Source organism: Wenyingzhuangia sp. IMCC45533, assembly GCF_054111225.1.
Genome location: NZ_CM134197.1, coordinates 1,967,361 through 1,981,279, shown reverse-complemented (window position 1 = coordinate 1,981,279; position 13,919 = coordinate 1,967,361). Strand labels below are relative to the sequence as shown.

Below are 13,919 nucleotides of genomic sequence, written 5' to 3'. Positions count from 1 at the left end.
TAGATAGATGATAATCGTTTTACTCTTCGATAACGTCTAGTTCGTACTTTAAATTTTCTATGATAAATTCTTGTCTATCTGGGGTGTTTTTTCCCATATAAAACTCTAACATAGACTCTATAGATTGTTCTTTATCTAGCATTACAGGATCTAAACGAATGTTGTCTCCAATAAAATGTTGGAATTCATCGGGAGAAATTTCTCCTAAACCTTTAAATCGAGTAATCTCTGGCTTTCCTTTTAACTTATTGATGGCTGTTTGTTTCTCCTCTTCCGAATAACAATAAAAAGTTTCTTTTTTATTACGCACTCTAAATAGAGGAGTTTCTAAAATATATAAATGCCCTTCTTTTATTACCTCCGGAAAAAATTGCAAAAAGAAAGTGATCAACAACAGACGTATATGCATACCATCTACATCTGCATCGGTGGCAATAATTACGTTATTGTATCTTAAATTTTCTATACCATCCTCAATATTTAAAGCGGCCTGTAATAAGTTAAATTCTTCGTTTTCGTAAACTATTTTTTTTGTTAAACCATAACAATTTAACGGCTTTCCTTTCAAGCTAAATACGGCTTGCGTATTTACATTTCTAGATTTTGTGATAGAACCACTTGCAGAATCTCCCTCAGTAATGAATAACGAAGTTTCTAAATGTCCTTCTTTTTTGGCATCTGCTAAGTGAATTCTACAATCGCGCAATTTTTTGTTGTGTAAACTTGCTTTCTTCGCTCGCTCTCTCGCTATTTTTCGTATTCCAGACAATTCTTTACGTTCCTTCTCAGCCTGCATTACCTTACGTTGGATAGCTTCGGCAGTTGTTGGATTTTTATGTAAAAAATTATCGAGATTGGTTTTTATAAAATCGTTGATATAAGTTCTTACGGTGGGTAACTCTCCTCCCATTTCAGTAGACCCCAATTTGGTTTTAGTCTGACTCTCAAAAACTGGTTCCATCACTTTGATAGAAATAGCTCCAACAATAGATTTTCGAACATCAGAAGCTTCGTAATTCTTCCCAAAAAACTCTCTCACTGTTTTTACTACTGCTTCTCTAAACGCATTTTGATGCGTTCCCCCTTGCGTAGTGTTCTGCCCATTTACAAAAGAATGGTATTCTTCGCTATATTGTGTTTTACTATGTGTAATCGCAATTTCTATATCGTCACCCTTTAAATGAATAATAGGGTAAGACATGGTATCTTCGTGTATATTCTCTTCTAATAAATCTTTTAATCCGTTCTCTGAGTAATATTTTTCTCCATTAAAAACAATCGTTAAACCTGGATTTAGATACACGTAGTTTTTAATCATTTTCACTACGTATTCACTACGGTATTTGTAGTTTACAAAAATAGCTGGATCAGGATTAAAGAGAACTCTTGTTCCTCTTCTCGCAGTAGTCTCTTCTAAATCTGTTTTATTGATGAGCTCACCTTTTTCAAACTCAGCCGTAATCGTTTGTCCATCTCTGATGGACTGAATGGAGAAGTGACTAGACAATGCGTTTACTGCTTTTGTACCAACTCCGTTTAAACCTACCGATTTTTTAAAGGCCCTAGAATCGTACTTCCCCCCTGTGTTCATTTTAGAGACTACATCTACCAATTTCCCTAGAGGAACCCCGCGTCCGTAATCTCTAATTTTTACAAGATCGTCTTTGACTGATATCTCTATTTTTTTTCCAGCTCCCATCACAAACTCATCAATAGAGTTGTCAATCACTTCTTTAATTAAAATATAAATACCATCGTCTTGCGAAGTACCATCACCTAACTTACCAATATACATACCAGGTCGCATACGAATATGCTCTTTCCAGTCTAAAGATTTAATATTGTCTTCTGTATACTTGGTTTCTTGGCTCATAAAAGGATTAGGTTGTTTTGGTTCAGTTAAATTTAAAGCTTTATGCAACGAATACAAGCAGCAAAGTTAACTAATTATCAACATGTTTTAAACGGGTTTTCGCAGTTTTTGGACTAAAGAAAAACACCCAAAAGAAGCTTTTAAAAGCGTTCGTTAAATTGTGATAATTACGACTCGTTTTTTTCTTTTTTCGATACAATTCTAACTCCTACAATTACAATGACAACCCCAATAGATTGAACTAAAGTAATGCGCTCCCCCAATACAATAAAAGCTAATAAAATAGTAAAAACAGGTCCTATGCTTCCAATAATAGAAAATTTTGAAGCTCCCAACTTTTGAATAGCAAATGACACCAAGTAAGAGGGTAGTACTGTACAGAAAAAAGCCATGGTCATACAGTACAAATACACTTCTTTAGGATAGGTTAAAACGGAAGTTCTATCGGTAATCATATAATGTAAAAACACCGAAGTACAGGCTACCACCATGGCCAAAGAAGTAAATCTCAAAGATCCAAATTTAGGGATTAACCAACCGCTCCCTACTAAGTAACAAGCATAAGTTAGCGCACTCATAAAAATAAGTCCTGCTCCTAAAAACAAGTATTGATCTTGATTGATTTGTAATTCTGATGCAAACGTTAAAAACACTCCTAAATAAGTAATTACAATTGCCCACAACTGCTTTTTTGTTACTTTAGTTTTTAGAAATATAGCCCCAATCACTACCACCAAAGTTGGGTATACAAATAAAATGATACGCTCCAAGCTGGCCGATAAATATTTTAATCCATAAAAGTCGAAAAAGCTAGCTACATAATAGCCCATGACTCCAAACAGCACAAGCCAACCGTAGTCTCTTTTAGTCACTTTTGATGCTTTCCTGTCGTTTCTAAAAATCAGCATTCCTATATAAAAAGGAATAGCAAATGACATTCTTAAAAGTAATATATGTATCGTTGGGACCTCAAACTCATAGACCAATTTTACAATAATAGCTTTGGATGAAAACAAAAAAACGGCTAGCAGAGCTATGAAAACTCCTAAAGTGTTTTGGGATATTTTTTTCATGAGAATAGATTACAAAGGCAATCTGATAGTTTATTGTTTTCGAATCTTAAGAGAGCTTATTATCTGGCAAATACGCTAGTTTTAAACGTTGAACTGTGTTAAATGATGGTCTAAATGTTTAACAAACATATTATTCCATTCCGTTTTTGTCAGCACACCAAAAGAATGAGATTCTTTTCCATCAAAATAGGCTTCTCCTAACTCCTGAGTTTTGTTGATATAGCTAATTAATCTTTGCTTTTCATCTTCAAAATTTCGGGAATCTCCTATGATAAATTCTGGTGCAGTTTGCCCATTTTTCTTGTAAGGTTTATCGCTGACCACCGCTTTTTTCACCAATGTTTTCAGGAGCCATTTCTTAATCCCCTTAGGTTTGGCATGTTTATCTTCATAACAAAACTCGTAAGTAACATTGCAATGAGCTAACATTTGCGTTGCGTTCATTTTCCCCCAAATTGGTTGACTATTGGGTGTTAACTGGTCGATACGATTGATGATTTCAGTTGTATCAGAAATATTAAAAGCACTTTTCATCTTAAATAATTGGTTTTAAATTTGTTTTAAATTTGTTTTAAAGATACATTATAAATAAAAAAGAGAGTCATGGCTGACTCTCTTTAAAAAAAATTATGGTAATCATTATTACACATTAAATCTAAAGTTCATCATATCTCCGTCTTGTACAATATATTCTTTACCTTCAACGGATAACTTACCGGCTTCCTTTACTTTGGCCTCGCTTCCTAAAGCTACGTAGTCATCATATTTAATTACCTCAGCTCGTATAAATCCTTTTTCAAAATCTGTGTGAATCACGCCCGCAGCTTGTGGGGCAGTATCTCCAATGTTAATAGTCCAAGCTCTAACTTCTTTTACACCTGCGGTAAAGTAAGTTTGTAGGTTTAATAATTTATAGGCAGCGCGAATTAATTTGGCAGCTCCTGGCTCATCTAATCCTGCATCTGCCAAAAATTCTTGACGTTCTTCGTAATCTTCCAGTTCATTAATATCTGCTTCTGTTCCAACTGCCAATACCAATACTTGAGCATCTTCGTGTGCAACAGCTTCTTTAACTTTTTCTACAAAATCATTTCCAGTAACTGCAGCCTCTTCATCCACATTACAAACATATAATACTGGTTTGATGGTAATAAACTGTAAAGGTTTTACAAAAACAATTTCTTTTTCAGAAAACTCAAGAGAACGTATAGACTTTCCTGCTTCAAGAGTTTCTTTAACATTGTTTAAAACTTCTAACTCTGCTTGCGCTTCTTTATCTCCTGTTCTTGCTGCTTTTTTAACTCTCTCTAAACGTTTTTCAACTGTCTCTAAATCTTTTAATTGTAATTCTATATCAATGGTCTCTTTGTCTCTAATCGGATCCACAGAACCATCAACGTGTACAATATTATCATCTTCAAAACAACGCAGTACGTGTAAAATGGCATCAGTCTCACGAATGTTGGCTAAAAATTGATTTCCTAGCCCCTCTCCTTTACTTGCTCCTTTTACCAATCCAGCAATATCAACAATTTCTACGGTAGCAGGCACTACTTTTTCAGGATTTACCAATTCTTCTAACTTCTCTAACCTTTGATCTGGTACATTGACCACCCCAATATTAGGTTCGATAGTACAGAACGGAAAGTTGGCACTTTGCGCTTTGGCATTAGACAAACAATTAAATAAGGTTGATTTTCCAACATTTGGCAATCCTACAATACCTGCTTTCATGAGTTATTTGTTTTAAGAAGTGGCAAAGATAAATAATAATCTCTATTGAGCATTTTAAAATTAAGTAACTTTAGGGTGTTTAAAATCTTTGAATATGACTCTTGCTTTAAATATTCCAGCCTTGTTATTTCCTGCTATTTCTTTAACCATGTTGGCCTACAACGCGAGGTATCTTGCCATTGCTTCTTTAATTAGAAATTTGCATGAAGAATACCAATCTTCTCACCAAAAAGATGTTGCCATAGAAATACGTGTATTAAGCAGACGTTTGTACTTAATCATTGCAACGCAAGGCTTAGCAATTCTTAGTTTTATTGGTTGTATTATTACCATGTTTTTTATTTACTTGGAAATGAACAATACCGCCAATACTTTATTTATTGTTAGTTTGCTTAGTATGACCTCTTCTTTGGTAATTTTATTTATCGAAATTTTGGTATCGATGAACGCTTTAAAAATTAGATTGGGCAACTTAAAATAACTCCTTAGAATTATTATATAACGCAGAAAAACACAGTCTAAATTATAAATAATTTTGACTGTGTTTTTTAATTAAAACTGGTATTTCAGAGAAATTCTATCCTCTATCCAGTATTAATTCGTCTCCTTTTTTTAGCGAAACTCCTTCAGTTAAAATCTGACCATTGACCATAATCCTTTCCAGTTTTAACTCTCCTGAGGTTAATTTTAGTAATAGTGGCTCTCCCTCAACTGCATCCAACACACCACTTGCGTGAGGTGTGAAAAATGGCAATCTATATGGTGGTTTCATTTTTGGTAAAAAGGACAAAACTCCTTCATTGGCATCATATTGTTGACCACTCAATGCCAATGGCAGCCCCCATAACATCAATTGTCTTCCGTAATGAGAATTTGTGTGAGGATAACCGTCTGACGTCGTGGTTAAATCGGCATAATCCCACTGATCGTTAATGTTAGAACTCCAGTGTGTAATTACTTTTTTGGCTTGTTCCAAACTCTCGTTAGGGTTCATTTCTAAATACAAATTTAAAATAGACCAGTGAATGCTTCCTGCCTGCCATACCGTATTGGTAACATCAGAACCCGTTGGATCTCTATTTTCTTTGGTATTTGATAACACGCGAAGTCCATAAGGAGTATCGGCTATTTTCACCTCTGTTTCTAAATGTTGTTTCATTAGTTCAAGCTCCATTAAATTACCCAAACCTAATAAATAACTCCAAACCTGACCATATTGCGTATCTGCATGCAGGTCTCCATTTTCTGGTTGATTTACATTCCACCAGTTTCTAAAATAAGTACCGGTCCACAACTTGTCTTTTAACGTTTTTCTTGCTGTCATTATAATTTGCTCACATGTTTTTACAAACTCGGCATCTTTGTATGCTTTACCCAATTCTAATGCTGCTTTTAATGCAGCCAAATGCATAAAACCATTGTAAGAAACCAAATCTTTCCTTCCAAACCCAGATAAATCATAAGTTGCTGCCAAACGATTTGGCAAACCATACTTTTCACTACGGTTAATTTGCCATAGTGTAGCATTTTTTACACGCGGCCACATATCATCAACAAAAGATTTGTCTTGATCCCATTTGTAACTACTGTATACACTCAAAATAAATGAAGGACTACAATCCCCTAAAATACGTCCAGGACTTGGTATGTCTAATTTATCTTTAGTTCTTCTTGTCCATAGTTTTTCTGGAATGTATCCATTCTCTCTTTGTGCTCTACCGTGAGCTCCCATAATACTCTTCTTAAATTCTGGATAAAACAAATCGTAAGGCAGCGTTCTAGAAAAATCGATGTGAATAGGATTGATGTTAGGACATGCGAAAGATTCCCATTGTCTAAATCTATTATCTTTTGTCCAAATAGCTGTTTTTGTGATGGTTGCTAAACTATTAACCATGGCATCTTGCAACCAATCAGGTAAGGTATTGTCAAAACAGGTAGCATTCCAATCTAAAATATCTTCCCATATAGTGGGTAAGTTTGCAAAGGTAGTCTCAATAACATCACTACTGCTTTTGTACGCATTTGTGTAATAATTACCAACTGTTTCAAAAGCTATAGGTCTGTTAGGTAAGTACCATGCAAGCGCTATGGTTACTGTTCTTGTTTCTCCTGGATTTAAAGAAGCCTTAGCACTGATAGCTCCGTATTTAGCGTTTTCACTAGCATTATCTTTAAACTCACCTGTTTCATCAAATTCTTTCCAAATGGTATTCAAACTATTATTTGAAGTATAGAATACCTCATCCGCTCCATTTGCTGCAACTTTTATATTTCCACTAGTAGGTTCAGTCCCTTCTTTAGTAATTACCAAACCATTATCAACTCCAAACTTTCCTTTGGTGTGATTCGGTAAGTTGAATAAAAACGAAGTTTCAATAACTTCATCGCTTGGATTTGTCAGTTCCAAACTAAACAAAGCACATGGAGCAGCTGCTTTCTCTGCATTTCTCATATTAAATACCGAGTACGCATACAATTTTGCGTTTACACCTAGTTTTGAATCTTCAAACGCTAACTTAGAAACAGGAAAAGATCCTGAGTATTCAATTTTATCTACAGCAGGTAAGTTCTTAGGTGGATGTGTTCTTAAAGTAGTTGTGACTCTTTCTCCATTTTTTTGAACTTGCAAGGCCAAAAAAGCATCGTTTAATTGTACTTTTTTATTTCCTGTAGCTGGGGAATTGTTGTAAATATCCCAATTCTTAAAACTACCATCTGCCCGTAACTCTACCGAACCCGCACCAAAACCTCCGAGCGGTATAGAAGAACGCATTCCCGAGGGAGCTTCCTTAGCAATAGTATCTTCCATTTTAAATAGGTAATTGGGACCTTTGTAGAGTTTGTATTTATCCTCGGACTCAATATACAAGCCTTTCTTACGGATTTTTTTAAAGACCATATCTTTAGAAACAATTCCCTGATTTTTAAACACCAATTTATCTGTTTGTTTCTTAAAAGAAAATCTTTCAATTTTTTCTTGGCAAGAGGTAATTGCCAACCCTAGGGCTAACAAGCCAATGTAAATCCTACTTTTGTTTACCTTCATTTTAAGTTGTTTTGTTGCTATATACTAGAAAACACGAAGTATTACTGTCCAAACCCACCATCTCCTTTAATTCGCTCTTTTACTGTTTCTTGTGGCTTCAGCGTTCTGGCATTTGGATTCAATTCCCAAACAACCTTATTCTTAATAGTTTTGCCCTCTTTTTTTACCGAAACCTCTATATTGTTTTTTCCTTTTTTAAGGACAACATCTTTCCACACAACAGTTTTGTAAGCATCCACTTTTAAAACACTAATTGTTTTCCCATTGACTTTTAATTTTACTTCATCAGCAATGTTGCAAAATACCTTAACAGGTGTGTTAGCATTTGTTCTTACTTTATGTCGTTTACTTGTGATATACAACACTGGCTCTTTAGACCAATTGGCTTTGTAAAAGTAAAAAGCATCTTTTTTTGTTTTTCTATCAAAAGTGATTAAACCTTTGTCGTTGATCCCTTCTTTGCCACCTTCCCTACGTTTCGCAGCACTAAAATCAAACATATTCCAAACAAATGACCCCCATATATAAGGTGTTTGGCTATAGCGTTTCCAAGCTGCTTCGTGTACAATAGTTTGCCACTCCTCTGGATGCCAAAAACTTCTGGGCACAGGTTGAGATGGATTTTGCTCGTGATGCAAAATATTTGCTCCTGCTCCATATTCACTAAAGCAAAAACCTCCGTGCTGGCTAGTGGGTTTGTACTTGTCCCATTGTTTAGGATTATACAAATCTTCAATTGGGTCATACCACCCTGGATACCTGTTCCATCCCAAAATATCTGGAATCCTGTTCATTGTTGGCGAAGCATAATGGCTAGTGGCTGCTACTGTTGGTCTTGTAGGATCTTCAACAGATGCCAAATTTTCTAAATCTACAAAACTTCTGTGCGGGTCTTCTTTAGAAACATGAACCTCATTAAACAACCCCCACGCAAATACGCTCGGATGATTGATCTGCTGTCTTATCAATTCCAACCATTGATTTCTGGAATTCTCTATAAATACTTTCGCTTCTTTTATACCTCCCACCTGAGGAATTTCTGACCATACCAAAATCCCGTATTGATCACATAAATCCATCAAGTAATCACTATGTTGATAATGCGCACAACGCAAGGCATTAGCTCCCATTTCTGTAATTAGGGCCATATCTTCCTCTAAATCCGTATTGGTAACTGCCCAACCTTTTCCCTTTCTATCTTGATGTTTGGAAACACCTTTAAGTCGATAAGGTTTTTCATTTAGAAAAAAACCTTTGTCAGGATCAATTTTAAAAGACCTCAATCCTATTTTTTGATGAACTTCATCTATAACTTCATCACCTTTTTTAATAGAAATTACAGCATTGTATAAATAAGGATCGAAAGTTCCATTCCACAAATGCGGATTCTTAATATTTAATTTGAGTTTATGTGGTATAACCAAATTAGGAGATATATTAATTTGTTTTTTTACCGTATTTACCAATGCACCTTGATGATTATAAACGGAAGCTTCTATATCGTATAAACCTTCTTTTATCACTTCACTAAGTTCCTGAGGATAATGATTAAAGGGCAACCCTTCTTTTGATCCGTTATCAATCCATGTACTAATATCCAGCAAGGCATTTTCTTTTGTAACCTTGGTCTGAAGCCATTTTACCCCCGAACTTGCATAATCTGTAAGTGCAAAACACACTTTGGCTGTTTCTATCAAATGTACTGAACGATAGATACCCCCATAAATATTGAAGTCACCACCCAAAGGAGCGATACTTTTATCTATTTTATTAGAGGCTTTAACCGCTAATATGTCGTTCCCAGAGCTAAGATATTCTGTAATCTCAAAACAAAAGGCTCCAAAACCACCCGAATGATTCCCTACTAATTTTCCGTTTAAGTAGACTTCTGCCTTGTAACCCACAGCTTCAAAGCGCAAAAAATATCTCTTATTTGGATTGGGGTTTGCCTTAAGTACTTTTCTATACCAGCCTGGCCCTCTGTAATATTTTTTATCTCCTTTTTCTGCAGTTTCCCATCCCCAGTTGTGAGGAACGTTTACTTTCTGCCAACTAGAGTCATCAAAATCTTTACGAATGGCTTCTGGAAAGTCACCTTTTTTAAATATCCAATTCTGATTGATAATAGAATCAACTCTTACTTCATTTCTACTATTTTTAGACAAACCATTAGATGCCATCAAAAGAGGACTCAAAGTCAGTGCTAATAGTATTATATATTTCTTCATCTTAAAAAGTCTTTATCTTAAAAATTTATGATACGTCAGTTTATCACACTCTTATTAAAAGTTCCAATGGAAACCTTTTAAATGACAAACCCATTACTTATTCTTTTGTGCTAATATTTTTTTCGTGTGCGCACACGAAGTTAATGAAATATTCATTTTATCCTCAAAAATTTAGTTTATTTTTGAAAGAATTAAAACTTATTTCCATTGCGCAGCATTAAAGACATCGCCATTAAAGCAAACGTTTCTACAGGAACCGTGGACAGAGTTATCCATAAGAGATCTGGTGTTTCTGAAACAACTAGAAAAAAAGTCTTGAAGATTATTGAGGAGAGCAATTACACCGTAAATGCGGTTGCCAGTATTTTAGCTTCTAAAAAAACATTTGTAATAGCCACCTTGTTACCTCAGACTAAGAGCAACACTGAGTTTTGGGAAACTCCAAAATCTGGGATTAAAGATGCTTTGGAAGAGATTAAAGATTTAGGAATTCAAATTCAGAATTTTGAATACGATCAGTTTGATGCCGATTCTTACGTACGTTCTTTTAAAAAGCTGGTAGATAGTACACCTAGTGCTGCGCTTATTGCTCCTGCTTTTAACAAAGAGACTATTGAATATAGCCCTTTACTCGATAACCATCAAATCCCCTATCTTTTTATCAATACAAAAATTAAGGGTTTAAAAAATTTAGCTTACGTGGGAGAAAAATCAGAGCAAGCTGGTTTTTTAGCTGGAAAATTGTTTAACTGGGTGTTGCCAGAAAATTCTGAAATACTCATTATAGAAATCAGAAAAAACATTATTAATTACACGGCTATCAACAATAGAATTGAAGGACTTAAAAGTTTTATCAATCAATCAGAAAAACTAATTCATATCAAACGTGTGAGTGTACTAGACATTGATAACTCGCAAGAATTAAACAAGCAATTAACATCATACTTGGATAATAATCCCAAGGTAAACGCAATTTTTGTTCCTTCTAGTAAAATAAGTGCTATCGCCAGAAGTATAGTTACTATCAATCGACAAGATATCAAGCTAGGTGGATTTGATACTATACCTGAAAATGTAAAATACTTGAAAACCGATGTTGTAGATTTTCTAATTAGCCAAAAATCGTATCAACAAGGATATAAAGGTGTTAAACTTCTTTTCAATTACCTAGTTCATAAAAATCAACCTAAAAAAAACTACCATTTACCTATAGAAATAGTCTTGAAAGAAAATGTAGATTATTTGTTGTAACAAGGTTTATCTTGACTTTTATGGCGATATGAAATCCCCTATATTTGCCTCATTATTTTTTGAAAACAAATATCATGAATACTATAGAAAATTTTAAAGCTTACGTAGCTAAAGTTGAAGCTACAGAAGGATATACAAGGCCTTTGGCATTTGGATTAGGAGTCCGTAGATCTAAGGGAGACAAAGTTTTGGATGTAAACTTTCCGTCAATTAACTGGAATACTGCTTTTGGTACCGCTGCATTATTACAAGATGTGGTAGATTTTAAAGGAGGTAAAAACGGATTTGTTACTGTTTCTAAAGAGCAATTACAAAAGGCTTTTGACAACTTTGCTGCTTTTCATGGAGAAATAGAAAAACACCCAAATATTGTTTTAATTCAACAATTATTAGAAAACATTGCAGCTCCAACCAACACTTACCAAGAGGTAGATGTGGTTGCTTATTTCTTATTTGATAAAGACCAAGCAGTTGACGATGCTGTAGAAGGATACTTTAAACTACAGTGTTTGTCTCAATTACACGTTTTACCACACGGTTTATCTTTGGAAAGTGTATTTGGAAAATTAAACAATATTGCTTGGACCAATCACGGACCCATTTTACCAGAAGATTTATCTGCTGAAAGAATTAAGGCCACGTTTAGAGGAGAAAACATTATTGTTTCTCATGTTGATAAATTTCCTTACATGGTAAATTATCATGTACCAAATGGAGTACGTATTGCTAGCGGATCTCAGGTTCGTTTGGGAGCGCACTGTGCCGTAGGTACTACAGTGATGCCTGCTGGATACATTAACTTTAACGCAGGAACAAAAGGTAATGCGATGATTGAAGGTAGAGTTTCTGCTGGAGTTGTGGTAGGTCATGATTCTGATTTAGGTGGAGGAGTTTCTATTATGGGAACCCTATCCGGGGGTAATAAAAACGTAATTTCTATTGGAGATAAATGTTTGTTAGGTGCTAACTCTGGTACTGGTATTTCTTTAGGATTTGGATGTACTATTGCAGCGGGTGTTTATGTAACTGCTGCGGCTAAAGTTTGGCTCTATAATGCAGACAAACAGCCCGTAGATATCAACGGAAATATTGTTTCTGAAGGAGATAACATTGTAAAGGGTGCTGAATTGAATGGTAAGGATAAATTATTATTCTTGTTAGATTCTACCAACGGACACTTAACTTGTAGACCCAACCCTAAAACGATTGAGTTAAACGAAGCCCTGCACGTTAAAAATTAAGTTTGAATGCTCGGAATACTTCTACTTTATTTTATCGGTAAAAAGTTTTATACACTAGCCGAGGACTACGATAAGCAAAAATGGAAATACACCATTTTTGGTATTCTTTCTTATTACGGAGGTGTCATGGTAGGAGGGTTTCTTTTGGGAATTATAGATGGATTATTCTTAACAACACTAACTACTACAAGCAACGTAGCTGGAATTCTTTTTATTCCTTTTGGAATAACTAGTTGCTATCTATTATATAGATATTGCGATAAAAAGTTTAATGAAGAAGCAAACAATCAAGACTCCATCAACGATATAGGTAACGGTGACTAAACCTATTTCGTTATAATTTACTAAACCACCTATTCTTTTTAGAATGGGTGGTTTTTATTTTCAGTACTTTTGCACAAAATTTCATCAATGTCTATCACACTATTATCATCACCCTTGCAAGGCTTTACAGATTTTAGATTTCGTAATGCTTTTCATCAATATTTTGGAGGAATTGATACTTTTTACGCTCCCTACATTAAGATGAACGGGAAGCTAGTCATTAAAAATAATTATCAAAGGGACTTAAATCCCGATAATAATGATGTTCCCAACTTGATTCCGCAAGTGATGACTAATAATCCTGATGAGTTTTTATTTGCCCTAAACTACATCAAATCTCTTGGATACAAGGAGTTAAATTGGAATTTGGGATGCCCCTACCCTATGGTTACTAAACAGGGAATGGGTTCTGGAATGATCTGTAATCCTCAAAAAATAGATGAGGTATTATACAAAGCACATCACGAAAGTGATGTGACGATTTCTATGAAAATGAGAATGGGCTATCATGAACCTACGGAAATTTTAGATGTTTTCCCTATTCTAGAAAAATATCCTTTAAAAAATATAGCTATTCACGCTCGTGTAGGTAAACAATTATACAAAGGTGGAACAGATTTGGAGGCTTTTCAAAAATGTGTAGAAAACAGTCCTCACAAGCTATATTACAATGGAGATATTACAAGTGTAGAAGCATTTAGAGAATTGCAAAATCGATTTCCAAGCATAGATCATTGGATGATTGGTAGAGGCTTAATTTCTGACCCATTTCTTCCTGGTATGATTAAAAATGATACAACCGAATATCCCCAAAACAGATGGCAAATTTTTAAAGAATTTCATGATACCATTTACCAGCAATATGATGAAGCGCTGTCTGGCCCTACACCCATCAAAATGAAAATGTTAGGTTTTTGGGAATACTTTGCTCAGTCTTTCGATAATCCTCAAAAAACGTATAAAGCAATTAAAAAGGCAGGGAGCCAATTTAAATACAAAAACGCTGTAAACGAAATTTTTGCTAATCAGTCATGATTTTTTCTTTAATAGATACTACAATACTGAAATGAATTCAGCATGGAGAGAATTACTGAGCAACATCACCTTAGACTTATTTTGGAGTTACACGAAAAACAAATAGGAGTA

11 protein-coding genes are annotated in these 13,919 nt (G+C 34.7%); 5 read left to right on the top strand and 6 right to left on the bottom strand.

The features are described 5' to 3' along the window. Window positions 1–19: 19 nt before the first annotated feature. From ACXGQW_RS08810 to ychF, 4 genes are all read right to left on the bottom strand, one after another. On the bottom strand, window positions 20–1,873 hold the full coding sequence (locus ACXGQW_RS08810) for a DNA topoisomerase IV subunit B (protein WP_457822043.1): 1,854 nt from the start codon (window positions 1,871–1,873) through the stop codon (window positions 20–22). 167 nt (window positions 1,874–2,040) lie between these two features. Continuing rightward, window positions 2,041–2,946, bottom strand: coding sequence for a DMT family transporter (locus ACXGQW_RS08805; protein ID WP_457822041.1), 906 nt, complete (start codon window positions 2,944–2,946; stop codon window positions 2,041–2,043). An 81-nt stretch (window positions 2,947–3,027) separates the two neighbouring features. Further along, complete coding sequence (locus ACXGQW_RS08800; protein ID WP_457822039.1) at window positions 3,028–3,480, bottom strand: DUF1569 domain-containing protein; 453 nt, start codon at window positions 3,478–3,480, stop codon at window positions 3,028–3,030. 108 nt (window positions 3,481–3,588) lie between these two features. Continuing rightward, window positions 3,589–4,680: a redox-regulated ATPase YchF gene (gene ychF, locus ACXGQW_RS08795; protein ID WP_457822038.1), complete on the bottom strand. Its 1,092-nt coding sequence runs from the start codon at window positions 4,678–4,680 to the stop codon at window positions 3,589–3,591. Between the two features lie 94 nt (window positions 4,681–4,774). On the opposite strand from ychF, the gene ACXGQW_RS08790 reads away from it, so the two are divergent. Then, complete coding sequence (locus tag ACXGQW_RS08790) at window positions 4,775–5,161, top strand: DUF2721 domain-containing protein (RefSeq protein WP_457822036.1); 387 nt, start codon at window positions 4,775–4,777, stop codon at window positions 5,159–5,161. 96 nt (window positions 5,162–5,257) lie between these two features. Here the strand turns inward: ACXGQW_RS08790 and ACXGQW_RS08785 are convergent, their stop codons facing one another. Together ACXGQW_RS08785 and ACXGQW_RS08780 are read right to left on the bottom strand one after the other, a co-directional pair. Then, the gene (locus ACXGQW_RS08785; RefSeq protein ID WP_457822034.1) at window positions 5,258–7,729 is read right to left on the bottom strand and encodes a GH116 family glycosyl-hydrolase; all 2,472 of its coding nucleotides are present in this window, start codon (window positions 7,727–7,729) and stop codon (window positions 5,258–5,260) included. A gap of 41 nt (window positions 7,730–7,770) precedes the next feature. Further along, window positions 7,771–9,957, bottom strand: coding sequence for a glycoside hydrolase family 2 TIM barrel-domain containing protein (locus tag ACXGQW_RS08780; protein ID WP_457822032.1), 2,187 nt, complete (start codon window positions 9,955–9,957; stop codon window positions 7,771–7,773). Window positions 9,958–10,164: 207 nt separating this feature from the next. Between ACXGQW_RS08780 and ACXGQW_RS08775 the strand changes: the two genes are divergently transcribed. The 4 genes from ACXGQW_RS08775 (at window position 10,165) to ACXGQW_RS08760 (ending at window position 13,808) form a co-directional block, all read left to right on the top strand. Beyond that, window positions 10,165–11,208 (top strand): substrate-binding domain-containing protein, encoded by a 1,044-nt coding sequence (locus ACXGQW_RS08775; protein ID WP_457822030.1) that lies wholly within the window; start codon window positions 10,165–10,167, stop codon window positions 11,206–11,208. A gap of 74 nt (window positions 11,209–11,282) precedes the next feature. Further along, window positions 11,283–12,449 (top strand): tetrahydrodipicolinate N-succinyltransferase N-terminal domain-containing protein, encoded by a 1,167-nt coding sequence (locus ACXGQW_RS08770; RefSeq protein ID WP_457822028.1) that lies wholly within the window; start codon window positions 11,283–11,285, stop codon window positions 12,447–12,449. A 6-nt stretch (window positions 12,450–12,455) separates the two neighbouring features. After that, window positions 12,456–12,773, top strand: a complete 318-nt coding sequence (locus ACXGQW_RS08765) for a hypothetical protein (RefSeq protein ID WP_457822026.1) — start codon at window positions 12,456–12,458, stop codon at window positions 12,771–12,773. Window positions 12,774–12,860: 87 nt separating this feature from the next. Further along, a complete protein-coding gene (locus ACXGQW_RS08760) occupies window positions 12,861–13,808 on the top strand; it encodes a tRNA dihydrouridine synthase (RefSeq protein WP_457822024.1) in 948 nt (315 codons plus the stop codon). Window positions 13,809–13,919: the final 111 nt, after the last annotated feature.